Consider the following 23744-nt stretch of genomic DNA (forward strand, 5'->3'; position numbering starts at 1 on the left):
CTGTGGATCACGACATGAAAAAAGTACCGACCCTGGATATCCGTCGCTACGACACTGACCGCGCCGCCTTCGTCGCCGAACTGGGCGCGGCCTACCGCGAATTCGGCTTCTGCTGCATCAGCGGGCACGGCATTCCGCGCGACCTGATCGATGGCGCCTACGACGCTTTCCAGCAGTTCTTCGCGCTGCCTGCCGAAACCAAGATGAAGTACCACGTGCCCGGCAGCGGCGGCGCGCGCGGCTACACGCCATTCAAGGTGGAGACCGCCAAGGACAGCAAGTACGCCGACCTCAAGGAGTTCTGGCATGTGGGGCGCGAGATTCCGCGCGACTCCCGCTTCGCCGATGTGATGCCGCCCAACCTGTGGCCGACGGAAGTGGCCAGCTTCAAGCAGTACGGCTACGGCCTGTTCGAGGCGCTGGATCAGCTCGGCACGCGCGTGCTGCGCGCGTTGGCCTTGCATATCGACTTGCCCGAGAACTATTTCGAGGACAAGACCGAGCAGGGCAACTCCATCTTGCGCCCGATCCATTACCCGCCGATCACCGAGGACAACATTCCCAACGTGCGCGCGGGTGCCCATGAAGACATCAACTTCATCACCCTGCTGGTCGGCGCCAGCGCGGAGGGCCTGGAAGTGCTGACCCGCGAGGGTGAATGGCTGCCGATCACCACCGAGGGCGATGCCATCGTGGTCAACATCGGCGACATGCTGCAGCGTCTGACCAACCACGTGTATCCCTCCACCACGCATCGCGTGGTGAACCCGCAGAACGAGAACGCACGCAAGCCGCGTTATTCGGTGCCGTACTTCCTGCATCCGAATCCGGATGTGGTGCTCGATCCGGTGCCGCAATGCGTGACGGCGGAGAACCCGAGCCGCTACGACACCTCGATCTCCTCGCATGAGTACCTGCTGCAGCGCCTGCGTGAGATCAAGCTGATCTGATGCCGGGCATGACTTCCGGTCGGTTTGCGCCGGCCGGAAGTCCGCTAGCCTCGGCGCTTCCTCAAGGAGCGCCGTCATGCGATTTCCGCTGTTATCCGCCTGGGTGGTTGCCTCGTGTTGCGTCACTGCTGCCATGGCCGCGGAGTCGGCGGTGGCGCCCATGCATTCCATGGATGGACTGATCGGCCATTGGCAGTGCCATGGCGTGTTCCCCGCCAGCGGCAAGACCATCGATTCCAGCATGCGTTTCGAGCCGGATCTCGGCGGCGATGCTGTACTCAAGCATCATGACGACGTGGCGCCGGCGCGTTATCGCGCGGTGGAAGCCTGGGCCTATGACGCCAAGGCGCAACGCTATAACGCGACGGTGCTGGATAACTTTGGTGGCGCGCGGCGTTTCAGTTCGGAAGGCTGGGTGCAGGACACGCTCACCTGGACTTCTTCGCCGGATGTGCAGCCGGCTCAAAGCTTCGTTTACCTGCGCAAGGGCACCGATCTGCAAGTCGACTGGCAGGTGATGAAGGAAGGGCATTTCGTGGTGGGCGATACGCTGACTTGCAAACGCCAGTAATTCGCTTTCTTAATCGAGAAGTGGATTTCTTCTTAATCGAGAAGTCGATTTCGGTCCCGGGTAAAGTGGCGCGTCTTCCAACGGAGCGCCGCCATGCCGCTGACACCGCATACGGAAAAACACTTCACCGCGTCGGATACCGTGCGCGATCTGGTGATCGGCATGGCCGATGGTCTCACCGTACCGTTTGCCTTGGCGGCGGGCCTTTCCGGTGCAGTAGCCGCGAGCCGCGTGGTGGTAGTGGCCGGCGTTGCGGAGATCGCCGCCGGTGCGATCGCGATGGGATTGGGCGGCTATCTGGCCGCGCGCGGCGACGCCGATCACTATCGTTCCGAGCGGGCGCGCGAGCACTACGAAGTGCGTGAGCTGGCGCATCGCGAAGAAGACGAAGTGGTGCAGATTTTTTCGCACTACGGCCTGGATCGCGCAGCCTGTGCGCCCATCCTGGCGCACTTCCGTACTGACCCCGATGCCTGGGTCGATTTCATGATGCGTTTCGAGCTCGGGCTGGAGCAGCCGGAGCCGGGGCGTGCCTTGCGCAGTGCGCTGACGATCGGTGGAGCTTATGTCGTTGGCGGTCTGGTGCCGCTACTGCCTTATATGTTGATTGGCGAGCTGTCGCGCGCCCTGCCAGTATCAGTGATCTGCACGCTGGTAGCGCTGGGTCTGTTCGGTGCGGCCAAGGCACGCTTCACGGGCATCGGCATGGGACGCGGCGCGCTGCAGACCATGCTGGTCGGCGGCATCGCATCTGCGGCCGCCTTCCTGCTTGCGCGATGGATCGGCGGTTAATCGGCGTGGCGGTAGCGCTTCGACTCGCGGGCCGATAGCCACAGCGCCATGCGATCCGGCATCAGCTTTACCAGGCTCTTGATGAAGCGATTGAAGCGGCCGGTAACATGGACGATCTCGCCGCGCTCTACCGCCGCGTAGCTCTCGCGCACGACATCTTCCGCGGTTTGCCACATATAGCTGGGCATCTTGTTGACCAGATCGCGCGTGCCGGTGACATCGTGAAATTCCGACCGGGTGAAGCCCGGGCAAAGCGCGCATACGTTGACGCCGAGATGCCGGTTCTCCAGCGCCAGCGACTGCGAGAACTTGATCAGATAGGCCTTAGATGCGGCATACAACGTGTGTCCGGCGGAGCCTGGTACATGGCCGGCCAGCGAGGCGACATTGACGATGCGCCCGTAGCCGCGCTGGCGCATGCCGGGCAACAGGCGCCAGGCAAGTTCGGCCGGTGCGGTGATCAGCACCTGGATGAAATCCGCATGCGTCTTCCACTCACTCGCCTCGAACGTGCCGGGCACGCCGTAGCCGGCGTTGTTGATCAGCCAATCCACATGCAGCTCGCGCTGGGTCAGTGCATGGCTTAGCTGTTCCGGCGCGGCGGGGTCGGCCAGATCGCAAGGCAGTACTGTGACCTGACTGCGATACTGCTGCCGCAACTCCTCGGCAAGGGTCTCCAGGCGATCGACGCGCCGGGCGGTAAGTACCAAGTCATGTCCACGCGCGGCGAGGTCGCGGGCAAAGGCGGCACCGATGCCCGCGGAGGCGCCTGTGATGAGGCTGAGTGGACGGGATGGCGGCATGTATCTCTCGTGGTTCTGTGAATGTCGGCGATCTTGCCGGCTGTCGCCGTTGTGCGCCAGCCGGCACGGCGTTGCCGCGCCAGGGGCGGGTCGCTAAGCTTTCGCGTTTTTAGGCAAGGGACACAGGCCATGCGCAAAAAGCTCGTCGCCGGTAACTGGAAGATGCACGGCAGCCGTTCCATGGCGCAGGTCCTGGTGAGCGAGATCGTCGCCGGCAAGCCGTCCGCGATCGATGTCGCTGTGTTCCCGCCCTTTCCCTATATCGCCGCGCTGGCGGATGGCCACATCGGTTCCGGCCTGGGTTTTGGCGCGCAGGACGTAAGCGAGCATGAAGGGCAGGGTGCCTATACCGGCGAAGTGTCGGCAGCCATGCTGGCCGACAGCGGTGCCCAGTGGGCGCTGGTGGGCCATTCGGAGCGCCGCCAGTATCACGGCGAGAGCGACGAGCTGGTTGCCCGTAAATTCGCTGCCGCCCGTGCCGGCGGCCTCACTCCGATCCTTTGCATCGGCGAGACGCTGGCTCAGCGCGAGGCCGGCGAGACGGAGGCGGTGATTGCGCGTCAGCTGCAGGCAGTGATCGCGCTGAACGGCATTGGCAGTTTCGATACGGCCGTAATCGCCTACGAACCGGTGTGGGCCATCGGCACCGGCCGCACGGCCACCCCGGAGCAGGCCCAGGAAGTGCATGCGTTCATCCGTAGCCAACTGGCGAAGGAGGATGTTATGATTGCCGGTCTGACGCGACTGCTTTACGGCGGAAGCGTCAAAGCGGCAAATGCCGCGGAATTGTTCGCGCAAGCGGACGTGGATGGGGGACTCATCGGAGGCGCTTCACTGACCTCTGCCGATTTCCTCGGTATCTGCGCCGCGGCGCACTGAGCGTACGGACTCCCGGAAACCCATGTTCGTCATTTTCAGCGTCTTCTACATTCTGATCGCCGCCGCGATGATCGTGCTGATTCTGATGCAGCGCGGCGCTGGCGCCGACGCGGGCTCCGGTTTCGGCGGCGGTGCTTCCGCCACCGTGTTCGGTGCGCGCGGTTCCTCCAGCTTCATGACGCGCGCCACCGGCGTGTTGGCTGCGCTGTTCTTCCTGCTCAGTCTCGGCATGGGTATCTACCTGAGCCATCATGGTGCGCCGCAGAACACCGGTGGCGATCTGGGCGTGATGTCCGGTCTTGCCAACCCGCCGGCTGCCACGCAAAATGCGCAGCCCTCCGCACCGGCTCCGGCCAATGCGGAAGTGCCGCAGGCCACCAAGCCTGCCGCTGGCGAAGTCCCGGCCGCTACGGCCCCGGCCGCAGCCAAGAACGCCAGCGCCAAGAACGCCAGCGCCAAGAACACCAGCGAAGTTCCTGCTGCAACGGAACCCGCCAAGAAAAACTAAGTAAGACACCTGCCCAGGTGGCGGAATTGGTAGACGCACTACCTTGAGGTGGTAGCGACGCAAGTCGTGGGGGTTCGAGTCCCCCCTTGGGCACCAATCAGTAATTCCAGGATGTTCTTTGGAGATTCTGGGATCTTTAAAAAAACCCGCAAATTCTGCGGGTTTTTTTTATGCCTGCATGTCCGCGATCGTCCACGGCGTATCGGCTTCCAAGTCATCAGGTTCGATGAGTTGCGTTCTATTTGTAACCCCATTTCCACATGAGGTCGTTGGCGCAATTCATCAGAGCCCTTCGGTAGGCATCGATAACTAAGCGCGAGTCGATGCCGAGTGCGGCATCAATGTTCCGATCCATGGCAGCGAGAAGTGCGTGTGCGGCAGCTGCGTCGTGTTCGAGGTTGGCGTAAATGTCGCCGTCGGGGCGAAAGTTTCCGCTGACGCAATGCATCGGTGTTTTAAGCTGCATGGCCGGGCCCTCATGCAGGAGGTGAACGCGGATTAGATCAAGACGTGCAAGTCGAGTACACAGGCCAAATGGTGGATGGGGCTGACTGGCTGCGGCTTGATTTAATACGTTGAGATACCGCCCCTGCCCGTGGCAGCGGTGGACACTCAATGTATCAGCACACGTCCTTCATCGACCCCTATGCCCAAAAGCCATGACGAACTCCAGATAGCGCTTAACCGCCTGTTGCTGCAGGTGCCCCGGCTTATGCGCCAATCCCGCGATCGCGACGACTTCTGGCCGATGTTCGCTGCCCTGACGAACCCTATTCTCGATTCGGCTGGACCTGACGATTTCGACTGGGTCAGCTCCCAGATCACCGCCATCCTTCAGAGCAATCGCCTCACGCCGCCGGAAGCCTGATCCGCACACATCGATTCAAGTAAGGCGGTAGAGCGCCGGCCAGAAATGAAATGGGCCCGGGAGAACGTCGCCAATGTCGCGGCGCAATCCCAGGCCCTGATTCAATAGATAGTGCGGTGGCTTGCTTTAACGTGCCGACGAGACGGCGGTAATGCCTTCCTGCACCAGCACACGATCGCCCGGATCGTGATCCATGCGCTGAGTGCGAGTGACACCGTTGTATTCGTAACGTACGTCGTAGCCGACGATTTTGTTGCTGCTGTTGTTCACCGTTTCACAGCGGCGTTCCGTGGACTGCGTCACCTGGTTCTGTTGCCGGCTTTCTTCGATCCTCTTGCCGGCGTAACCACCGCCCACAGCACCGGCGACGGTCGCCAGTGTGCGGCCCTTGCCGCCACCGATCTGGTTGCCCAGCAGGCCGCCGGCTACGGCGCCGATCGCCATGCCCGCGATCTGATGTTGATCTTTGGGCGGTTCGGTGTGCGAGACCACTTCGTCATGACAGACCTGCTTGGGATTATTGGTGGTCTGGCGGATCGGATCGACGCTGATCACGCGGGCGTATTTGGCGCCGTTATCAGCACCCGGCGAACCGCTGGGTGCCGCAGCGGCCATGCCGTTACCGGCATCGGCGCTGGCCTCGCGGTTGCAAGCTGACAGGCCCAAGACGGCTGCGGTCGTCATTGCTGCGAAGAGCACATTGCGCATCAACATGGTCGTTGTCTCCGTTTAGTTGCCAAGCACAATGTCAGTGATGACGCCGGTGGCGATCGCGATCAGTACGAACTGGCCACCGTCGCCACGAACCCAGCGATAGCCAGGACGCGGCTCGTGCAGGTGGTAGCTGTAGTAGTCGTCGACGTAGTACTCGCGAACGCGATAGCGCTCGGGCAGGCGGTCGCCACGCCCGTAATGCCTGTCCCAGCCGAGGTGGCGGCCATTGTCGTGATGGTCGTCGTCGCGCCCATAACCACGACGGTCGTCGTCATGACCTCGGCCATGGCCGCGATCGTCATCATCATGGCCGCGATCATGGCTGCGGCCGTGTCCATCGTCAGACCAGCCGTGGTCGTGATCGCGATCCCTGTCTTGCCACGGTGCGGCTGCCGCACTGATGGAGAGCGCAAGCAGCGATAGCGACGCCGCGGCGACGAAGAAGCGTTTCATATCAGATCTCCCAAGACGTGAACTGGTTGGTCATACCGCGTATGGCCTGGAGCGGAAGCCCCCTTCCGAGGAAAGAGGCTAAGAGTTTTCACCTGAACGACTGAGCTACTAGGAAGGGTCGTTAGGATGCTGCTCGCCATCCGTTCAGCCAGTAAGCGTTGAGTAGGAAAGCAACCTCCCAGAAAGAGAAAGGCCCCCTTTCGGGGGCCAGTGGGCGCATCAGCAGGGGACCGAATTACCCGTTGCCATCCAGTGGACCGTGCCTGGAGGCGAGCAAAGATTCCAGCATGTCTTATCCAGTATCTATCAGAATAGTCCTAGGTAAGCGGCGGCTTCGGTTAGGGGATGCCGGGCAAGTACAGCGGTAAAGACGGGCTGATTGGCGTTTCTGCTGATTGAGTTAGCCTGATGGTCGGTTCACGCGGAGCAATGACTCAAGCATGATGAAAGTACAGGGGAATGTGGTCGATGGCTTCCAGTGGAAGCCAGCCACGGCGGCCGTTTTCTTGGCGGCCATGTTGGGTCTGGGGGGATGTGCGCAGATGAAGGCGCTCAGGTCGAAGATGGGAGGACAGCCGACGTCGACGACTCCTCCTTCCGTAGCACCTGCGCCGGCGCCAGTCGAAACGGCGGATACGGAATCGGTGAGGGAGACCTCACTCACCGCCATCGTCCGTGGCGATCTGCAACAGGGACATTACGCCGCGGGTGAAAAAGCCTTGCGGCAGTACCTGCGACAGCATCCCGGTGATCGCGCGGCGCAGGCCATGCTGCGTCAGCTCACGGGCGATCCGGTGCAAATGCTCGGCGCGCTCTCCCGAACGTATGTCGTGAAGACAGGCGACTCTTATGGCTCCCTGGCAGCACGCTATCTCGGCGACGCTAGTTTGTTTCTTGTGCTCGCTCGCTACAACGACTCGACCCAGCCATCGGTGCTGCGCGCCGGCCAGACCTTGCGTATACCGGCATCGGCCAAGAGCGTGATGTCACAAGGATTGGCGGCAGCCAGCGGTGGGGAGGCGTCATCCCCCGACACCCTGGTGGTGCGTTCTGGCGCTGTGCCGGACACCGAATCACCCGCAACGAAGGCTATCCGGCTGCAGAAGGAGAGCGTTGTTCTGCTTGGTCAAGGGCAGAAAGCACAAGCATTGGCCCATCTCGGCGATGCATTGAGCCTCGACCCGAAGCTGAAGCCGAGCAGCAGCGAGGCTGCGTCCTTGCGTACGCAGTTGCTTTCCTCATATCACCAGCGAGCCATCGTGCTGTACCGCGATCAGCAACTCGATCCGGCGATTGCGTTGTGGGACCGGGTGCTGGCCATCGATCCAGGTTACGAACCGGCCACGATCTATCGCACACGTGCGCTGGAGCTCAAGAAGCGCCTCACGCAACTCTGAGTTTTAGCCGGGCTCCCTTTCGGGCGGTGACGCAGGCATGACCTGCGTCGGTTGAGTGACGTCTTCGACCGCCGCAGGTCTGGCTGCACGCGTGCTCGGATGCTGCCGCGATTGGAGCGCGCTGTTCATCAGGTTGAACGTATGGAACAGCCGCCCAAGCTCGTCTCGACGAGTCAGGCGGATGCGATGGGCAAAGTCGCCGCGCGATACACGCAGCAAGGCGTCGCCCAGCAGATCCAGCAACATCAGTGGCTGACGGAACAGCCAGTAGGCAGCGCCAACCACGGCGACCAGTGTCACCAACAACACGGCAACAATGACCCCCAGCGTGGTTCTTTGAGCCGCGCGCAGCGGTTCGGTATTGATGCCTAGCCGTAGCTCGCCTACTGCCTTGGTCTGATAGCGGATCGGCACATCGAACAGCAGGCTTTCGCCCGCCTGCGAATCGTCCTTCGCAAGATAGCTTTCCCCGCCGTCCGAAGAGGTCTGTAGCTGCGGTACGGTGGGGGCGGGCAGTTCGCCGTTGATTTCATCCGGACGGGTGCTCGCGATCACGTGACCGGTGCGGTCCGCGATGGCGAGGTAATGAATCTGGCGATTGCGCGAGACGTCCTCGACCAACGCACGGGTAGCGGCGCGATCGCCAAGCAACAGATTTTCAGCAGACTCGCTGGCGATCATGCGACCCATCGACTGGCCGAAATCCTGGGCCAGGCCCGTGACGGCAGTGTTCTGCTTTGCATAGATCGCGGCCAGGCCAAGCAGTAGCACCAAGGTAAGCGTGGCGCCGAGCATGCCGGCCCAGCGTAGGCGTAGCGATATGATGCGGGCGGCCAGCGGCTTCTCGTGCAGTCGTTCGTACTCCCGGCGCGCCGCGCGCAGATCGTCGACCACTTCGGCACCGCGCTGATAGCGCGTATCCGGCATGGGCGCCAGCAAGGTGCGTGCAACGTCAACCAGCATCGAAGGGGTGGCCGGATCGCGCGGCTCGATCGTAGGCAGCGGCGTGCGCAGACGTTCCTTGAGTAGCTCTTGTACATCGCCGGTCGCCGACCAGGGCAGCTTGCCGGTGATCATCCAAAACAACACCACGCCCAACGAGAACAGATCGCTGCGCGCATCGCTGGGCTCGCCACGCAGACGCTCCATCGCCATATAGGTCGGTGTGCCGCCGATCTCCTTGGGAGCGTCGCCCGGTGCCTGACGTGTGCGGCGACGCTCGGCGATACCGAAGTCCGCGATCTTCGCGTAATGCCAGCCTTCGGCCAGCATGATGTTCTCGGGTTTGATGTCGTGGTGGACAATGCTCTGCGCATGCGCGTAGTCGAGTCCTGCCGCGATCTGGCTCGCCAGCTCGATGACTATCTCTGGCGCAGGGAAACCTTCACTGGCGACGCGGCTGGCAAGAGTCTCACCGGACAGCCGTTCCATCGCGATATACGGACGTCCATCGTCAGTTTCGCCGGCTTCGAAGATCGTAACGATGTGTGGGTGCGTCAGATGGCCAGCGGCTCGCGCCTCAATCTGGAAGCGCTTGCGGTAGCCGGGATCGTCCGCTACTTCCCGATGCAAGCATTTGATGGCCACCTCGCGTTCGATATCCGGGTCGAACCCGGCATAGACCACGGCCGTGGCGCCTTTACCGAGGATGCCATCAATGCGATAGCGGCCAACGCTCCGCGGAAAGCGGTCGGTCATAAGGCGGTTACTTGGCAAGCTGCCAGATCAGAACGCCTACGGCGATCGCCGCCATCAGACCAGCCGCGAGATAACGGAGAAGAGAGGGCGGTGGCAGCCCACGCTCACGCGTGCGAAACACAAACTCGGCCTGACCCAGACGGATGCGGTCGCCATGCTTGAGCACCGCCTCATGCACGCGCTTGTCGTTGACGAAGGTGCCGTTAGTCGACAGCGTATTCATGATCAGGTAGTGGCCATGCTGGTTGATGATCCACGCGTGCGACGCCGAGACGCTCAGGTCATCCACCACGATGTCGTTGTCGCTGCGCCGGCCAATGGTCTGGCGACCGGAGCGCAGCGAATGGCGGCGGCGCTCGAGCCCAGCACTCACGCCTTGGAGCACCGGCTCGTGCACGCTGGCCCGGCCATCTGACCCTGCCTCGACCTCACTGGCGAGCCGATGCAACTCCTCGGCAGAAAACAGTCGGGTTCCCTGCGGACCCGCAGTGGGTCGGCTGGGAGAGCGGGAGGGCATCGGGCGCGGCTGGTTCATCGGATGCCTTGGCATCAAAAGCGGGTCGCCACTATATCCACAACAGCACCTTCGGTAGGCTTTCCCCGCTGTCGCGCCCTGGATGGGTGCGGTGGCATCAGGGAAGGGGGAGGCTATGAGGCTGGCCAAAGTATGGGTCAACGGGAACCGAGTCGCGGCGCAGTTGGCCGAAGGGTATGTGCTCGGGGAAATCGCAGGCCCATGTCCTGTCGAATCCGGATCGTCGCTTTACGGTGTGGATCGAAAGCGCGGCGAGCAAACCTGGCGCAACAAGGATGGCGCACAGCTATCCGTCAGAGTTGAAAGCGTCGACGTTGAAGCGAGCGGTGCGTGGCACTGGCTTGAAGATGACGGCTGATAGGGGCATCGCTCAAAGAATCCCGGCGACCGAGCCATAGCAGTAGGCTCGGTCGCCGCCGACGTGCTCGCCGGTACACGCCCTCCTGGCTTGTAGGAAAGTGGCCAGTGAGAGGGGATTGCTTTCGAGCGGGGGCGCGTCGAAAGCCCCGCCTCAGGGCCGGTGGCATGGTCGTTTTCCGCGCGATCACTCAGAATCAGACTATTCCTAGGCATCGGGCCTGGGCGACGGAAATGCCAAGTGCATCACATTGATGAGCCGCACTGGCTTACACGCGACATGGAGGCCACGTGAGCGACAACACTCGATCCAATGCCGGGCTGCGATTCCTGCTGAGCCTCTCGGTCCTGGGGCTTTGGGCCTCAATCCTCGTTACTGCATTGATCTTTATGGGGCGCGGCGGTGGCGATTACGGCACCGCGATGGCCATGGGCCTGCTGCTGCTTGCCTGTCTGGCCGTGGCCGGCGCCGCCCTGTTGCTGTTTGGGTTGTACACCGTGTTCGCGCGTCCCTGGCGGCTAGCCGCCGGAGCGGAGCGCAAACTGTTTGTGGTGCATGCGTGGCTGGCGAGTGTCGTGCTGCTGGTGGGCGGCGGCTCGGTCGCCAGGTCCTACCTGGAAGACCTCAAAAGCGAGCGCAGCCTGAGGCAAGGCGCGCATCAGAACCAGATCGTCGACGCCATTACCAAAGATGACACCCAGGACTTCGAACGCGAACTCAAGGCGTGCGGCGATCTCTGCGCTGACGACACCTGGGTGGAAGAGGCCGTCGATCGGCGCGCGCTACGTGTACTCGCATGGCAATTGAGCAGCCTCGATAAAGCGCAGTATCAGCACCTCTACACCGAACGCAGCAACAAACACGGCTGCCAGGGTGGCTCGCTGTTCGACATCGCCATGCCGGTGTCGGGTCTGGCGGGTTTGCGCTATCAGCCCGAGATGATCAGCGCGTTGCAGCCGTTCTGGACCGTCGATGATCTCCACGCAGCACTGTGGGGCGCAGCGGCAGGCGATCATCCCGAAGGCATGCAAGCCTTGATCAAGGCAGGCGCCGATCCGTCGAAACCGCTGTCATCCGCCAAAGAAGGCAGCCTGATCCTCGTCGCTACCGGGCGCGGTGCGGAACACTCGCTGGCGTGGCTGGCGACACAGGGCTATCACGTTGACGCGGCTTCCCAGCATGACCTTTGGATGGCATTGATCCATTGGGGAAACCAGACCGCCGCCGAGACCTATCGCGGGCGGATGGATAGCGTGCTCGATTCCTTGATCGCCATGGGCGCCAGCATCACCCCGGCCAGCCCAGAGGGTGATCCACTGCGCCTGGCCTTACAGGAAAGCGATTCGATCCTGGCCAAGGCACTGGTGCGTCGTGGTGCAAGCGATACGTCGTGGTCACCGGATGAGCGCAAAACCCTCGCCGAATTAGTGGCGCAATCCGAGGAAGAGGAAGGCATGTCGCAGGATAGCTTCCACCTGCGATGCAATCCGTTTGGGTTGCGGGAGGTGGAGGAGGCGGGGACGGATCGGGAGTAGAGAGACTCGGTTGCTTGGAGCCGCAGACAATGATTGTTGGGAATCGAAAGCAGCTCTGAATAGCTCGCTAAGTTCCAGCCCCTCCCTTTACAAATAGCGGAGGAGCTGGAGTGATCGCACAGTCTTCGCTAGGGGATGTGGTTCACCGCGTTATCGGCGACCAAGCTGCCCCAGCCCGTGGTGTAGTCCCAGCCCGGCGCGGCGAAATAGCCGTTACTGCCGCCGGAAGTGCTGATGTTGTTGCCGGAGGTAATGTCGTGGAAGGCCCTTGCGTAGAACCGGCTTTGCGCAAGCGCATACAGTAAGGGGGGCGCGAAGCCCGGGTTGTAGCCCTTGGCCTGGATGATGCGGGCCCACCCGCCGACGAATATCGGTGAGGCGAGACTGGTGCCAGCGAGCGGGGCGATCACCGGCGTGCCCGGTGGCCTTCCCAGCACACTACTATCGGTGACGATCAATGCCCCGGAGTTCGTGTCCGCGTCGTAGGCGATATCCGGTACAGCGCGATACGTTTGGTTAGTGATCCCAGCGACACCGCGCTGCCACGACGGTATCAGCTCGAACGTACTGGGACTGCCTCCACTGCCTTTCCATGCCGTTTCGCCACTCCAGATATTGAGCACCGGCGTGGCGGATAGCGTGGTACCGCCAACCGCGAGCACATAGGGCGAGCTCGCCGGGTACCAAGGCGTCGTTCCGCCATTGCCGCACTCATCCGCACCAAAGTCACCGGAAGCTACGGAGAAGGTCCTGCCCTGACTCTGCGCGGCCTGGAAGAGCGCGTCGCTGGCGACTAGGCCACTCGCCCGAGCGTCGTTCTCGCATTCGCCCAGCGACACATTGATGATCGGTGGCGCGTTGACCTGATCAGTCAGTGCCAGATAGAGCGCGGAGTAGATATCGGGATCGTTCAATGAAACGCCGTCATACAGGACCAGCGACCGCACGCCGCCCATCCCGACGATGGCCTGAGTGTCCAGGTCCCACTCGGGATTACCGCTCGTATCGCTGCTACCTGGACCGACCACCTTCACGTCGACACTGGGCAACCTATCTATCGCGGTGAAGAGCTTTAGATGGTTTTTCGCTGCTGTCATATCGCCTGCGGTGATGATGCCCGGCGTAACCGAGGTCGCGGCGGGTAGACGACGTGCACCGTAGATGGTGGGAAAATCGGTAGGGTTGTGCGGAAAGGTCACTCCCGGTGGCGCGGGGTCTCCGGTTCTCACTTCAGAACTGACATAGGTACGCAACCTGTGCACATTCTGCATGCCAAGCACGGCGACTACGGAGTCTTGCAATACTGCGGGAACCCGCACATCGCTGGCGTTGGCGTAGGCATCACGACCGTCATGCGTTCGCACTTGCACCAAATGGGTGGCGAACGCCGCCTGCAGAGCATCGGCGCGGCCAGAGGCTTCCACCATCAGTCGATTGCGCCCGATTCTCACATCGGTCAAGCCAGCTCGACGAAGATGATCGGCCACTGCCTCGGCCTGTGCTTCCGTGGGCGCGTATTGCGCGTCGTACTGTTCCGGCGTTAGTGGCTTGAAGCCGGGGGGCGCCATATAGGCGTCCAATTGATCCTGGTTGCGCGGCTTCAGCGCCACCACGACATGCATGGGCTGCGACGAGGGCAGCGGTCCCATTATCGCATCGCCCTGACGCAGTAACGTGGCGTGATGAAGGCTAACCATCGCGGCATCGTTCGCCGGACCGGCCCACGAGTCGGCGGCGGCAAGACTCATGGCGGTAATCAACAGCTTGATACGAAGACGATTCAACATGTTCGACTCCTCAGCTGAAGCGGCAGCGCGGCACCTCTAACGAGAATGCGGACACACCGCAAAAAGAAACGCCGCGCTTGCGCGCGACACCTTGGCTGGATGGTTTGCTTTCGACTCCAAGAGCATCGGCGCTACGCTCCTTGCCTCTTTTTGGATAGCCGGCACTACGCAGAGGTAATGCGGTGTTACTGATGAATGACCACCTTTGGAGCGCACCGACTCTTCCGTAATAGACGCTGTCGAATCGATCGGCCGATATGCTTAGTCAACACTCCTCGATAGCCTGAAAACGCCTTCCAGCATCACCTCGACGAATAGACGAGGGAAGAATCGACATATGGATCTTCTTCACGGCGCTTGAACAGTTCGCCGAGTCCCTTGGTAGGCTGTTGAGAGGCCTACTCGATTCGCGACAGCTATAGCTGTGGATGCGGTGGCGTGTGTGCATGCATCGCAGCGATGCGCTTGAGGGCACGCAGGCCAACACCATGTCGACGGTGCGATGCATGATCCGCTGGCATTGGAGTGCAGGGGTGGGTTACTCGTCGCGGTTCACTTTCTCAATCAATACGCGAAGAAGTTGAAGCAAGGAAAAGTGGCTGGCGATTAGTGCCCTGTGATCACCTGCGGCACATCGCGTTATGAGCACGGTGTGCCGCACCTGGCAGCTTCGCTATTGATCCGATGGTTTTAGTGGCCGCTGACGATGCCCTGCGCGGCATCGGTGTCGGTGGTTCGAGCGACCTCGCGGTGAGAACTCTGGGAGTCGACGACTTCCATGCGAACCCGGTCGTTGGGCAGGAAAACGATCATGAGCACCTTGCCGCTGGTGCCTTCGTAGCGGGGCACGCGGACCACTGCGTGAAGTTCGCCGCTGTCTTCGACAATGCCGGGGGAGCTGTGCAGGAATTGGTCGTCGTGTGTGGAGCGCTTCCAGGAAACGTCCAGTGCCAACGACGGTTTCCACGGGGGCAGGGGGATGTCAATGTTCCATGTGTTGTTGTCCAGCGTGGTCACTGTCTGGTTGTTCGGATAGAACACCTGCTCCTGGAATTCTTTGATGCGGCCGGCGTATGCCGTTTTCATCAACTCCAGATTGACTTCGGTGACTGGCGCTGGCGCGTAGTTGACCACTGCCACGCGCAGGCTGTGGTCAAAACGGTAATCCGCCAAGCTGTGTTGGATGCCGTCGATGGCGCAAAAGCCGACAACAATGATCAGCGCGGGCAATAGGATGGCAGTGAGCGGGATGACCCATAGCGCGTAGCGCAAGGAGCGCTTCTTGCGCAGCAGCACCATGCCGGCGATGCCGCCCAGGATGCCGGTAAGGGGGACGCCACCCACCAGCAGCATGACTAGAAAGATGGCTTGACCCAGAGCGCCGCCAAGACCGCCACTGGCTGGCGAGTGCAGGCTGAAAAGCAGGATGACGGCAATGATCAGGGTGATTAAAGCGCCGATGGCGGCGCCGAATGCGGCCGCTTTCCAGCGAGAGCGTTTTGTTGCGTCCATGCTTCGATCCTTTCTTCCACCTGACGTGGCGCGGTGGACACGTTAGGTGGCGGTGCTTTTCATGGCAAGGGTGCCGGGTTGTGCGATGCCTTAGAACCCGCTGAAGAACGCATAGGCGAACAACGCGCAGCCAACGAGCCCGAGGGCGACAGAGGCCCACCAGGCAGGGCGCTTGCGTGTAAGCGCTGCCACCGCACCCAGTGCGATACCTACCTGCAATAGCGCCACCGATTCGGCATAGCGATGGTGCTGATGCATTAGGTGATCGGCTTCGGCTGATTTGGTGTCGCGTTCGTGTTCGAGTTCGCGCGCCTGGGTGTCGAGTTCGTGCTGTTCCTTGAGGTAGCGGGTTTCATCCTCGGCGAGCTTCGCCGGCGGTGCTTTATCCGCCGCGATCCAGGCGCCTTGCGCGTTACGTGTTATGGCGGCCTTGAGGCCTTTGGCCTGGTAGTACGCCCATACATCCGAGGCTCTGGCCTGCAAGGCCGTGGCTTCGGTCTTGAGGATCAAGGCTTCGTTCGCCGTACTGCCCGCCTGCAGCGAGGTGATCGCGGCAAGGGCAGCGAATACCGCCGTGCTGAGCGCAACGGTGCGCAGCAAATTGCCGCCTTCGCGTTCGACTTCTTCGGCGATGGCTTCGCGCAGCTTGTCGGTGTCGACTTCGATCTCTTCGGGCATGGTGCGCGTATCCGCTGGCGAGGGTGGCGCATTGTATGCGCGCCAGAGCGGGGCTTTGGAAGGCGAATGAAGTCTCGGGGAGAAACTTTTCTTGCGCCCCATCCCCTGGCTGCTACGGGCGACAGCGCGACGACAGCCTGATTTGCTGGAATGGCTTGGCTTTCCCCACAAGCGTCGACCGGATCCAGTCCCATGGTTTGTGCGAGGTCAGGCCGAGCAGCTGTTCGGTGGCATGACGGCGACGGGTCCGGGCGGAGCAAGCCTTCCGGAGTGGAGACATGGAGCAAGTGGTATCCCGCGGTAAAGACAGACTGCCCATCCTCATGTACCACAACATCGCGCGGGCGCCGCGCGATCTGCGTGTCTATCGCAGTTTGTACGTCAGTCCCGAGACGTTCACCCGCCAGATGTGGTTGCTGCATCGCCTGGGGTATACGGGTTTGTCGATGTCCGCCGCCATGCCTTACTTACGGGGAGAGCAACGCGGCCGCGTTGCCGTGATCACGCTCGATGATGGCTATGCCGACAACCTTGAAGCTGCGCTGCCCGTACTGTCCCGATTCGGTTTCAGCGCGACGGTTTATGTGGTCAGCGGAAGCATTGGCCGTTTCAACGCGTGGGACGCGGAGCGCCTGGGTATTCGCAAGCGCCTGATGTCGGTTGAGGAGTTGCGAGCGTGGCACAGCGGCGGCATGGAGATTGGCGCGCACTCGCAAACGCATCCCCGCCTGACCCAATGCGACGATCATCAGTTGCGCAACGAAATTCAGGGTTGCAAGGCCGATCTGGAAGATCGCCTTGGCGTGGGGGTCACGCAGTTTTGCTATCCCTACGGTGATGCGGACGATCGCGTCGCCGAAGCCACCCGGGATGCAGGCTATACGGCGGCCACTATGACGCGCCGTGGGCGTGCTGTGCCCGGTTCGGATCTGTGGCGGCTGCCACGGGTGCAAGTGGCAAGACATCATTTTCTACCGCAATTCGCCATGCGAACGCTGACCGGGTACGAGGATCGGCGCGCATGAAGTTTCTTTTCGTGGGCACCAATCCCGAGAACACTGGCGGTGCCACGCATTTCGTTGCGCTTGCGCAGGCGCTGGTAGAGGTGGGGCATTCGGTCAACGTAGTGGCTTATCCTGGTGGCCTGATTGCGCAAGAGCTCGCCCATTCGGACGTCCGCCTGCATGGCGCCGTGTTTCGCAATGCATACGACCTACGTGGATACGCCAAGGTGATGGCGGCTGCAAAGCAATCGAAGCCCGACTGGCTGGTGGGCAACTTCGGTAAGGAGTATTGGCCGCTGATTGTCATCGGGCGTTTGCTCGGCGTGCCGGTGGCGTTGTTTCGTCATCGCACGCCGCCGATGAAGCGATTGTCGGGCTACCTGCTTCCGCGCCTGGCGCAGCGTTTCTTCGCGGTGTCCAACTATGCCCGCCAGGCGTACCTCAATCGTGGTGTGCCGGCCGGGTTGGTGCGTGTGCTCTATAACCCGGTCAGCCTGGCGCGATGCCGGCCAGACGCGCGTCAGCGCGGCGCGACCCTGCTGTCGCTCGGCATCGACGACGAAGCCATAGTGCTGGGTTATGCCGGCCGCATGCACGGTGGCAAGGGGATTTTCACTTTGCTTGAAGCGGCGACGGCGGCCATGGTGGAAGAGTCACGCCTGCATTGTCTTTGGCTGGGCGATGGCCCGGAAGCTCAGGACCTGCGCGCGCGTGCCACCGCGGGTCCGGCGGCGGCACGGCATCACTTTGTTGGTTGGACGCATGACGTCAGCCCCTACTACAACGCGATGTCAATGCTGGCGTTTCCGTCGATTTCCCCGGAGACGTTTGGTCGCGTTTCAATCGAAGCGCAGGCGTCGGGGGTTCCGGTGCTGGCAAGCAACGTTGGTGGCGTGCCGGAAACGTTGAGCCCGGATGTGACGGGGTTGCTTCTGCCGCCAGGTGATGCGGGTGCGTGGCACAGCGCCATTCTGAAAATGTGCGATGCGTCGTTCCGGCGGCCGATGGCCGAGGCGGCGCGGCCGTACGTGCAGGAGCACTTCAGCACGACCGTCATTGCGGATGAGTTCGTGAAGATCCTGGCGGATCACTAGAAACACACCCGCTTGAAGGTTGCCTGGCACCGACGCAAGAAAGGCCATCTTGCGATGGCCTTTCGGATGGATGCCTGTGCGGGCCGAAAGCCAGGCGAGCCTGACGCCAGGCACTTATCTGCTGCGAATGCGCGTATTGGGTGCAGTCGGGCGTGTAGGGGCAGTGCCGGTGTGCGCAGGGTCTCTCGCAAACTGCTTGGTCGTGCGGTAAGCCGGCGCGGCTTTTTCTTCGGTGCTGCGTTCGGGCTTGTTGTGAGTGGCGCCGCTGTAGACGTCGTGAATGCTGGCAAGCGAAAGCGGTTTGGGCGGTTGATTCATGAATAGGCTCGCTTGAGATCGGCTGCCATATCGACAGGCCGAAAGTTTTCGGGCTCTCCAAAATGCGGGAGAGTGCGTCGCGAACTGGAGAGTGAAAGCTGGCCGTGCCCGGAAAACCGTTACGTGGCCGGCCTAACTCCAATCGACAGGTGGGTCGAACCGTTTTGCTTCTACACGTACATGCACTCAAGTGCGTTGTGCATGCGCTGGTACCACAACGCCTCGATGTCTGAGGCGTGATCCAGCTGTATCTTGACACCCTACTCCTACGGACGGATCGAGTTGTTATGTCCCTGCAATGCCGGGCGGCGGGCGGCTGTGATTGCCAGTGTCATGGAATGGGGCTACGGTCGGATTCTTACCGCCTCGCTGGAAACACACATGCCGCTCGTCTTGATCGAGGCTTGGGCTGATGGGCCGGATGCCTCGGGGCTATGGCGGGGTTGCTGGCGTCTCTTGCAGGATGGCGCGGCCGTCCGGGGGCGTTTCGGGGTTACGGCGAAACGTTTTCCAAACCGCGACGACGCTATCAGCGCCGCGACGGTGCTGGGGAATTCGGACAAACGTAATTTGCCATCCGTGAATGCCTCAACCGAGAAGGGCCTTGGTAGATAATTGGAGCCCCTGGTTTTCGTCGTGTTGGAGGAGTTCTCATGTATCGCATTGCGCGCACCGCATTGATTGTTGCCATCGGTCTCGGCCTGCCTATGTGGGCTTCAGCTCAGGCGGGAGTAGGGCGGCTAGCGTCCAAGCTGGATATGGCGTCCAAAAATTTCGATGCGGCGGATCGCGATCACGATGGCATGTTGACCAAGGACGAGGCCGAGAAGGGCAACGTGCCGTTCATTGCGCACCATTTCGATCAGATCGATCGCGAGCATCGCGGCAAAGTGTCCAAGCAGGATGTAGCGGCCTATCTGCAGTCGCGACAGCGACCGGCGCCGGCAGCAGCATCCTCGGCGGCGAAGCCGGATTAAGCGTCAGAAGAATCGGATAGGAAAACCCCTACAGAAGGATGCGCTGATCCCCGCTAGGTCGTCGCAAGGGATCGGCGCAAGCTTTCTCTGCCCCGTGAGTCAGGCGGTGGGCGAAATGCCTGCGCCAGCCGATGACCGGGGTGTTCTTCTGCATGGCTCACGCCCCTGAGCTAAGGCTTTGGCGCCCCGTACCTGGTTCGGGGCGCCTTTTCTATTTCTGGGGTGCCGAATCGTCTGGTACTGGTAGTTATCTTTGAATAACTTCAGTTTATTCAACGCATTGTTTGATTTGTTTGAGGTGATTCAATTTCTGGTGGCGGCAAGACTCTAGGCGCCCTCAGGAACCCATCTTGCGGCGGGCGACGCTCCGCACCGACATATAAGTAGTCTCGCGCCTACAAACACCTGCGTAAGGGGCTGATAGGAGAAATCCATAGGAAAAGGCACTCTTTCCAAGTCGGCGAGTCAGGAAGATGCGGCCGTGCCCGCTGGAGCTTCCGATGACCCGACGTCCTTCCACCGCACAGGTCGCGCAGATGATCGTTTACTCGCTCAAGCAGTCGCCCGATGGTCAGTGGAGTGTGTGCCGCTCGGGGTTTTCCCTGTTCAGTGATTTACGGCTTGGACCGGCGATTACCCTGGCGCGCGAAGTAGCGCGCGACGAACACGTGCGCTCCGGGCGCACGGTGTGCGTCGAGATGCCGGGGCCGGAATCATCGATCCGCCTCGCGCAATATGCGCGGCCGGAGCCCATTCCGCTGGTCGCCGCCGCCTGAAGGGGTAGAGCCCCTGCGTTGCTCGCGGAGGCTCGGTGTAAAGAGGCCGGGTGACGATGCCCCGCCTTCGGCGCTTGTTTCACCTCAGTGATCTGGGCAAAGTGCGGCGATCTCTCTGACGGATGCCGCTCATGTCGATGTCGATTCGCCGCGCCCTGATCGCCGTACTGGTGATGGCTGTGCTGCCGTTGCAGGCGACCACTTTGTTGGTCAACGCCCACATACACACGCTGGATCCGGACAAGCCGCAGGCCACCGCGCTGGCATGGGGTGATGACGGCCGTTTGCTCGCCGTGGGTACCACCAGCGAATTGCAGGCGCAGTATCGCGACGCCAAGTCGGTAGACGCGCACGGTGCCACGGTGATCCCGGGGTTGATCGACGCGCATGGACACCTGCTCGGGCTGGGTGTACTGCGCAGCCAGGCGGATTTGGTTGGCGCACGCTCCAAGGCGGAAGTGGTCAAGCGCCTGCAGGCATGGGCAGCGAAGCTGCCGAAGGACGCATGGGTACTGGGCCGTGGTTGGGACCAGAACCTGTGGCCCGAGAAGGCTTTCCCCAGTGCGGCGGATCTGGATGCGGCTTTCCCTGACCGGCCGGTGTATCTGGAGCGCGTCGATGGTCACGCGTCCTGGGTGAACACGGTGGCGATCAAGCGTGCGAAGAAGTCGCTGGACGGCGATTGGCAGCCGGATGGCGGCCGGATCCAGCGCGTCGGTACGCGTGCCAGCGGTGTATTGGTGGATGGCGCGCAGGAACTCGTGCGGAGCGCGATTCCGCCGATGACGCCGGCACAAACGCGCGAGGCTTACAAGCAAGCTTTCGATGACGCCGTGGCAACCGGCCTGACCGGCGTGCATGACGCCGGCGTGAGCCTGGACGACTTCAAGGTGCTGCAGCAGATGGCGAAGGATGGCGAGATCCCGCTGCGCCTCTATGAAATGGCTGACGGCAATCATGCGGCGCTGGATTGGCTGTGCGCGCAAGGCGGGCAGTGGATCGATCCGAGCGGCCGGCTGCGCATGCATACGGTGAAGCTCTATATGGATGGTGCCCTGGGCAGCCGCGGTGCCGCGTTGTTGAGCGACTACAGCGACGATCATGGCAACAAGGGCATCTTCGTCACTTCGCCGGAGGATTACCGCGTAGCGGTGGAGAAGGCGCACGGTTGCAAGGTGCAGGTGGCGACGCACGCGATCGGTGATCGTGGCAACCGCATGGTGCTCGATACCTATCAGGCGGTGCTGGGCAAGGATGCGGCGACGGATCACCGCTGGCGTGTGGAGCATGCGCAGATCGTTGCGCTGGACGACATCTCGCGTTTCGCCACATTGCATCTGATCGCTTCGATGCAGCCCACTCACGCCACCTCCGACATGCCGTGGGTCGCGCAGCGCCTGGGTACCGAGCGTTTGAAGGGTGCTTATGCCTGGCAGCGTTTTCTGCACGAGCGCGTGCCGCTGGCGTTTGGCTCGGATTTTCCAGTGGAAAGCGTGAATCCGATGCTGGGGCTGTATGCCGCGATCACCCGTCAGGATCTGGCCGGTCAGCCGCCGGGCGGTTGGCTGCCGGATCAGAAGGTGAGTCGCATCCAGGCACTGGTGGGCTTCACCCGCGTCGCGGCTTACGCGGGTTTCATGGAGCGTGAAGTGGGCATGCTCAAGGCGGGTATGCGCGCCGACTTTGTGTTGCTTAACGCTGACCCGCTGACGATCGAGCCGCGGCAGATCGCCGACCTGAAACCGCTGAGCACCTGGGTCGATGGCAAGGCGGTCTATACAGCAGGAAAAGCCGACGCCGCGCGATGATCTGCGCGGCGTTGGCCTGGGGTGGCTGTTAAAGCCGTAGCTTAGGCGGCCTTGCGGGTCGTCACGACGCCGATCGACGCCTGGGCGGTCTTCAGCGCCTCGGTCTTGTGGTCAGCGCTGAGATTGACGCCTTCGGCGCGGACGAACTCGATGTCGGTGATGCCGATGAAGCCCAGCACGGCGCGCAAGTAGGGCTCCTGGAAATCCACGGCCACGCCGCTGGTCCCTTCGCTATAGATGCCGCCGCGGCTGGAGGCGATGACCACGCGCTTGCCTTTGGCCAGGCCTTCCGGGCCGTTTTCGGTGTAGCGGAATGTCTTGCCGGCGATCAGTACACGGTCGAGCCAGGCCTTCAGCGAGCTGGGAATGCTGAAGTTGTACATCGGCGCACCGATTACGATGACGTCTGCGGCAAGGAATTCCTCCATCACTTCATTGCCGAGCAGGGCGGCTGGATCGGCGGCGTCGGCCACCGGGGTCCAGTGCGGTAGCGGCTGGGCAGCCAGGTCGCGATAGGTGACTTCCAGGCCCGGCTGTTCGCGGACCAGCTCGGCTACGATGGCGGCGGTCAGGCCGCGGGAAACGGAGTGGTTGCCTAGGGCGCTGGCGTCGATATGCAGGAGTTTCATGGCGATTCCTCGATCACGAGCCGGTCTGGCCGGCGACGGGAATAACGATATACTTGGAACAGTGGGTCGATAAGTCGGCCTTTTTTGAACTAATTGTTCGAAAATGGGAACAGTGATGATCGTACTGGACGGCGCCCTGCAGGATCTCAACGATCTGTATTTCTTTGCCTCAGTGGTGGAACACGGCGGTTTCTCCGCCGCCGGTCGTGCGCTGGGTGTCCCCAAGTCACGTCTGAGCAAGCGCATCGCGCAGCTGGAAGAACGCCTCGGCGTGCGCCTGCTGCAGCGGACCACGCGGCGCTTTGTGGTGACCGAAGTTGGCGAGCGCTTCTACACGCATTGCCGCGCGGTGCTGGAAGAGGCGCGTGCCGCGCAGGATGCGGTGGACGAATTGCGCGCCGAGCCGCGCGGTGTGGTGCGTGTGAGCTGTCCCAACTCGTTGGCACAGACCATCGTGGCGCACGTGCTGCCCGACTTTCTGGCCCAACATCCCAAGGTGCAGGTGCGGTTGCAGGCGACCAACCGCCGCGTGGATTTGATCGGCGAAGGTTTCGATCTGGCCATCCGCGTGCGTAGCAAGCTGGACACTGACGCGACGATGGTCATGCGCACGTTCGGCCAGTCGCGCGTGCTGCCGGTGGCCAGTCCGGTGCTGCTCAAGCAGGTGGGGCGCCCGCAGGTGCCGTCCGATCTGTCGGCGATCCCGGCGCTGGCCATGAACGAGCACGAGGGCGCGCAGAGCTGGGAGCTGATCGGCGCCGACGGCGAGCGCGTGGTAGTGGACATCCAGCCACGCCTGATCTGCGGTGACTTTGCGGTGCTGCTGGAGGCGGCGCGACGTGGTATCGGCGTCACGCTGTTGCCGGAATTCGTGTGCGCGCCGGCTATCACCCGCGGTGAACTCGAAGTGGTGCTGCCTGACTGGAGCGTGCCCGAGGGCACCATGCACTTTGTTTATCCCAGCCGCCGCGGCTTGTTACCAGGCGTGCGCGCCTTTGTTGACTTCCTGGCCGAGCGGCTGCCTTCCGCCACACTGCAGAAGCACGAGGAATGCAGTAAGCGTCCGCTGCCGGAAGTGTAATTGGCAGAGCGTGCTAGCA

The 23744-nt window shown here is 62.0% G+C and carries 26 protein-coding genes and 1 tRNA gene; 16 read left to right on the forward strand and 11 right to left on the reverse strand.

Going from position 1 to position 23744, the window contains the following annotated elements:
• Window positions 1-14 precede the first annotated feature (14 nt).
• The 3 genes from BM338_RS12895 to BM338_RS12905 all read left to right on the forward strand — a co-directional run bounded on the left by BM338_RS12895 (window position 15) and on the right by BM338_RS12905 (window position 2313).
• A complete protein-coding gene (locus tag BM338_RS12895) occupies window positions 15-950 on the forward strand; it encodes an isopenicillin N synthase family dioxygenase (RefSeq protein WP_090451345.1) in 936 nt (311 codons plus the stop codon).
• Window positions 951-1026: 76 nt separating this feature from the next.
• Window positions 1027-1521: a hypothetical protein gene (locus BM338_RS12900; RefSeq protein ID WP_090451346.1), complete on the forward strand. Its 495-nt coding sequence runs from the start codon at window positions 1027-1029 to the stop codon at window positions 1519-1521.
• Between the two features lie 93 nt (window positions 1522-1614).
• Window positions 1615-2313, forward strand: a complete 699-nt coding sequence (locus tag BM338_RS12905) for a VIT1/CCC1 transporter family protein (protein ID WP_090451347.1) — start codon at window positions 1615-1617, stop codon at window positions 2311-2313.
• Here BM338_RS12905 and BM338_RS12910 read toward each other — a convergent pair.
• A complete protein-coding gene (locus tag BM338_RS12910) occupies window positions 2310-3116 on the reverse strand; it encodes an SDR family NAD(P)-dependent oxidoreductase (RefSeq protein ID WP_090451348.1) in 807 nt (268 codons plus the stop codon). The genes BM338_RS12905 and BM338_RS12910 overlap by 4 nt on opposite strands.
• A gap of 129 nt (window positions 3117-3245) precedes the next feature.
• On the opposite strand from BM338_RS12910, the gene tpiA reads away from it, so the two are divergent.
• The 3 genes from tpiA to BM338_RS12925 all read left to right on the forward strand — a co-directional run bounded on the left by tpiA (window position 3246) and on the right by BM338_RS12925 (window position 4599).
• On the forward strand, window positions 3246-3995 hold the full coding sequence (gene tpiA / locus BM338_RS12915; RefSeq protein WP_090451349.1) for a triose-phosphate isomerase: 750 nt from the start codon (window positions 3246-3248) through the stop codon (window positions 3993-3995).
• 22 nt (window positions 3996-4017) lie between these two features.
• The gene (secG, locus tag BM338_RS12920; protein WP_090451350.1) at window positions 4018-4503 is read left to right on the forward strand and encodes a preprotein translocase subunit SecG; all 486 of its coding nucleotides are present in this window, start codon (window positions 4018-4020) and stop codon (window positions 4501-4503) included.
• 11 nt (window positions 4504-4514) lie between these two features.
• Window positions 4515-4599 (forward strand) — tRNA-Leu (locus tag BM338_RS12925).
• A 142-nt stretch (window positions 4600-4741) separates the two neighbouring features.
• Here BM338_RS12925 and BM338_RS12930 read toward each other — a convergent pair.
• The gene (locus BM338_RS12930) at window positions 4742-4969 is read right to left on the reverse strand and encodes a hypothetical protein (RefSeq protein ID WP_090451351.1); all 228 of its coding nucleotides are present in this window, start codon (window positions 4967-4969) and stop codon (window positions 4742-4744) included.
• 246 nt (window positions 4970-5215) lie between these two features.
• On the opposite strand from BM338_RS12930, the gene BM338_RS21620 reads away from it, so the two are divergent.
• Window positions 5216-5371, forward strand: a complete 156-nt coding sequence (locus BM338_RS21620; RefSeq protein WP_218156349.1) for a hypothetical protein — start codon at window positions 5216-5218, stop codon at window positions 5369-5371.
• A gap of 126 nt (window positions 5372-5497) precedes the next feature.
• Here the strand turns inward: BM338_RS21620 and BM338_RS12940 are convergent, their stop codons facing one another.
• Window positions 5498-6085 (reverse strand): glycine zipper 2TM domain-containing protein, encoded by a 588-nt coding sequence (locus tag BM338_RS12940; protein WP_090451353.1) that lies wholly within the window; start codon window positions 6083-6085, stop codon window positions 5498-5500.
• A gap of 15 nt (window positions 6086-6100) precedes the next feature.
• Entirely contained in the window at window positions 6101-6538 is a 438-nt protein-coding gene (locus BM338_RS12945; RefSeq protein WP_090451354.1) for an RcnB family protein, read from the reverse strand.
• Between the two features lie 644 nt (window positions 6539-7182).
• Here BM338_RS12945 and BM338_RS12950 point away from each other — a divergent pair.
• Entirely contained in the window at window positions 7183-7935 is a 753-nt protein-coding gene (locus BM338_RS12950) for a LysM peptidoglycan-binding domain-containing protein (RefSeq protein WP_090451355.1), read from the forward strand.
• Window positions 7936-7938: 3 nt separating this feature from the next.
• On the opposite strand, the gene BM338_RS12955 is transcribed toward BM338_RS12950, so the two are convergent.
• Both BM338_RS12955 and BM338_RS12960 read right to left on the reverse strand, forming a co-directional pair.
• Entirely contained in the window at window positions 7939-9633 is a 1695-nt protein-coding gene (locus BM338_RS12955) for a protein kinase domain-containing protein (protein WP_090451356.1), read from the reverse strand.
• 7 nt (window positions 9634-9640) lie between these two features.
• Window positions 9641-10006, reverse strand: coding sequence for an FHA domain-containing protein (locus tag BM338_RS12960; RefSeq protein WP_255367300.1), 366 nt, complete (start codon window positions 10004-10006; stop codon window positions 9641-9643).
• A gap of 277 nt (window positions 10007-10283) precedes the next feature.
• Between BM338_RS12960 and BM338_RS12965 the strand changes: the two genes are divergently transcribed.
• Both BM338_RS12965 and BM338_RS12970 read left to right on the forward strand, forming a co-directional pair.
• Window positions 10284-10526, forward strand: coding sequence for a hypothetical protein (locus BM338_RS12965; protein ID WP_090451357.1), 243 nt, complete (start codon window positions 10284-10286; stop codon window positions 10524-10526).
• 290 nt (window positions 10527-10816) lie between these two features.
• Window positions 10817-12061, forward strand: coding sequence for a hypothetical protein (locus BM338_RS12970; protein ID WP_143109299.1), 1245 nt, complete (start codon window positions 10817-10819; stop codon window positions 12059-12061).
• 128 nt (window positions 12062-12189) lie between these two features.
• Here BM338_RS12970 and BM338_RS12975 read toward each other — a convergent pair whose 3' ends face one another.
• The 3 genes from BM338_RS12975 to BM338_RS12985 all read right to left on the reverse strand — a co-directional run bounded on the left by BM338_RS12975 (window position 12190) and on the right by BM338_RS12985 (window position 16038).
• Window positions 12190-13848, reverse strand: a complete 1659-nt coding sequence (locus BM338_RS12975; RefSeq protein WP_090451359.1) for a S53 family peptidase — start codon at window positions 13846-13848, stop codon at window positions 12190-12192.
• Window positions 13849-14538: 690 nt separating this feature from the next.
• Window positions 14539-15360: a DUF3304 domain-containing protein gene (locus tag BM338_RS12980; protein ID WP_090451360.1), complete on the reverse strand. Its 822-nt coding sequence runs from the start codon at window positions 15358-15360 to the stop codon at window positions 14539-14541.
• A gap of 90 nt (window positions 15361-15450) precedes the next feature.
• Window positions 15451-16038, reverse strand: coding sequence for a DUF4337 domain-containing protein (locus BM338_RS12985; RefSeq protein ID WP_090451361.1), 588 nt, complete (start codon window positions 16036-16038; stop codon window positions 15451-15453).
• 278 nt (window positions 16039-16316) lie between these two features.
• Here BM338_RS12985 and BM338_RS12990 point away from each other — a divergent pair, with 278 nt between their 5' ends.
• Both BM338_RS12990 and BM338_RS12995 read left to right on the forward strand, forming a co-directional pair.
• The gene (locus BM338_RS12990) at window positions 16317-17063 is read left to right on the forward strand and encodes a polysaccharide deacetylase family protein (RefSeq protein ID WP_090451362.1); all 747 of its coding nucleotides are present in this window, start codon (window positions 16317-16319) and stop codon (window positions 17061-17063) included.
• Window positions 17060-18136 carry a glycosyltransferase family 4 protein gene (locus BM338_RS12995; protein WP_090451363.1) on the forward strand — a complete coding sequence of 359 codons (1077 nt, stop codon included), beginning with the start codon at window positions 17060-17062 and terminating at the stop codon, window positions 18134-18136. Before BM338_RS12990 ends, BM338_RS12995 begins: the two co-directional genes overlap by 4 nt.
• Before the next feature lie 114 nt (window positions 18137-18250).
• On the opposite strand, the gene BM338_RS13000 is transcribed toward BM338_RS12995, so the two are convergent.
• Complete coding sequence (locus BM338_RS13000) at window positions 18251-18454, reverse strand: hypothetical protein (RefSeq protein ID WP_090451364.1); 204 nt, start codon at window positions 18452-18454, stop codon at window positions 18251-18253.
• A gap of 653 nt (window positions 18455-19107) precedes the next feature.
• Here BM338_RS13000 and BM338_RS13010 point away from each other — a divergent pair.
• The 3 genes from BM338_RS13010 (at window position 19108) to BM338_RS13020 (ending at window position 22015) form a co-directional block, all read left to right on the forward strand.
• Window positions 19108-19431, forward strand: coding sequence for an EF-hand domain-containing protein (locus tag BM338_RS13010; protein ID WP_090451366.1), 324 nt, complete (start codon window positions 19108-19110; stop codon window positions 19429-19431).
• Between the two features lie 500 nt (window positions 19432-19931).
• The gene (locus BM338_RS13015; RefSeq protein ID WP_255367301.1) at window positions 19932-20207 is read left to right on the forward strand and encodes a hypothetical protein; all 276 of its coding nucleotides are present in this window, start codon (window positions 19932-19934) and stop codon (window positions 20205-20207) included.
• A 131-nt stretch (window positions 20208-20338) separates the two neighbouring features.
• On the forward strand, window positions 20339-22015 hold the full coding sequence (locus BM338_RS13020; protein WP_218156350.1) for an amidohydrolase: 1677 nt from the start codon (window positions 20339-20341) through the stop codon (window positions 22013-22015).
• A 41-nt stretch (window positions 22016-22056) separates the two neighbouring features.
• Here the strand turns inward: BM338_RS13020 and BM338_RS13025 are convergent, their stop codons facing one another.
• A complete protein-coding gene (locus BM338_RS13025; RefSeq protein WP_090451367.1) occupies window positions 22057-22644 on the reverse strand; it encodes an FMN-dependent NADH-azoreductase in 588 nt (195 codons plus the stop codon).
• Window positions 22645-22759: 115 nt separating this feature from the next.
• Between BM338_RS13025 and BM338_RS13030 the strand changes: the two genes are divergently transcribed.
• Window positions 22760-23725 (forward strand): LysR substrate-binding domain-containing protein, encoded by a 966-nt coding sequence (locus BM338_RS13030; RefSeq protein ID WP_090451368.1) that lies wholly within the window; start codon window positions 22760-22762, stop codon window positions 23723-23725.
• The last annotated feature ends 19 nt before the right edge of the window (window positions 23726-23744 follow it).

Origin of the sequence: Dyella sp. OK004, assembly GCF_900114495.1 — a bacterium.
In the GTDB taxonomy this organism is placed as follows: Bacteria; Pseudomonadota; Gammaproteobacteria; order Xanthomonadales; family Rhodanobacteraceae; genus Dyella_D.

Coding starts and splice junctions, on each gene's coding strand:
- BM338_RS12895 (WP_090451345.1), top strand. CDS start 15: ATGAAAAAAGTACCGACCCTGGATATCCGTCGCTACGACACTGACCGC.
- BM338_RS12900 (WP_090451346.1), top strand. CDS start 1,027: ATGCGATTTCCGCTGTTATCCGCCTGGGTGGTTGCCTCGTGTTGCGTC.
- BM338_RS12905 (WP_090451347.1), top strand. CDS start 1,615: ATGCCGCTGACACCGCATACGGAAAAACACTTCACCGCGTCGGATACC.
- BM338_RS12910 (WP_090451348.1), bottom strand. CDS start 3,116: ATGCCGCCATCCCGTCCACTCAGCCTCATCACAGGCGCCTCCGCGGGC.
- tpiA (WP_090451349.1), top strand. CDS start 3,246: ATGCGCAAAAAGCTCGTCGCCGGTAACTGGAAGATGCACGGCAGCCGT.
- secG (WP_090451350.1), top strand. CDS start 4,018: ATGTTCGTCATTTTCAGCGTCTTCTACATTCTGATCGCCGCCGCGATG.
- BM338_RS12930 (WP_090451351.1), bottom strand. CDS start 4,969: ATGCAGCTTAAAACACCGATGCATTGCGTCAGCGGAAACTTTCGCCCC.
- BM338_RS21620 (WP_218156349.1), top strand. CDS start 5,216: ATGCGCCAATCCCGCGATCGCGACGACTTCTGGCCGATGTTCGCTGCC.
- BM338_RS12940 (WP_090451353.1), bottom strand. CDS start 6,085: ATGTTGATGCGCAATGTGCTCTTCGCAGCAATGACGACCGCAGCCGTC.
- BM338_RS12945 (WP_090451354.1), bottom strand. CDS start 6,538: ATGAAACGCTTCTTCGTCGCCGCGGCGTCGCTATCGCTGCTTGCGCTC.
- BM338_RS12955 (WP_090451356.1), bottom strand. CDS start 9,633: ATGACCGACCGCTTTCCGCGGAGCGTTGGCCGCTATCGCATTGATGGC.
- BM338_RS12965 (WP_090451357.1), top strand. CDS start 10,284: ATGAGGCTGGCCAAAGTATGGGTCAACGGGAACCGAGTCGCGGCGCAG.
- BM338_RS12975 (WP_090451359.1), bottom strand. CDS start 13,848: ATGTTGAATCGTCTTCGTATCAAGCTGTTGATTACCGCCATGAGTCTT.
- BM338_RS12980 (WP_090451360.1), bottom strand. CDS start 15,360: ATGGACGCAACAAAACGCTCTCGCTGGAAAGCGGCCGCATTCGGCGCC.
- BM338_RS12985 (WP_090451361.1), bottom strand. CDS start 16,038: ATGCCCGAAGAGATCGAAGTCGACACCGACAAGCTGCGCGAAGCCATC.
- BM338_RS12990 (WP_090451362.1), top strand. CDS start 16,317: ATGGAGCAAGTGGTATCCCGCGGTAAAGACAGACTGCCCATCCTCATG.
- BM338_RS12995 (WP_090451363.1), top strand. CDS start 17,060: ATGAAGTTTCTTTTCGTGGGCACCAATCCCGAGAACACTGGCGGTGCC.
- BM338_RS13000 (WP_090451364.1), bottom strand. CDS start 18,454: ATGAATCAACCGCCCAAACCGCTTTCGCTTGCCAGCATTCACGACGTC.
- BM338_RS13010 (WP_090451366.1), top strand. CDS start 19,108: ATGTATCGCATTGCGCGCACCGCATTGATTGTTGCCATCGGTCTCGGC.
- BM338_RS13015 (WP_255367301.1), top strand. CDS start 19,932: ATGACCCGACGTCCTTCCACCGCACAGGTCGCGCAGATGATCGTTTAC.
- BM338_RS13020 (WP_218156350.1), top strand. CDS start 20,339: ATGTCGATGTCGATTCGCCGCGCCCTGATCGCCGTACTGGTGATGGCT.
- BM338_RS13025 (WP_090451367.1), bottom strand. CDS start 22,644: ATGAAACTCCTGCATATCGACGCCAGCGCCCTAGGCAACCACTCCGTT.
- BM338_RS13030 (WP_090451368.1), top strand. CDS start 22,760: ATGATCGTACTGGACGGCGCCCTGCAGGATCTCAACGATCTGTATTTC.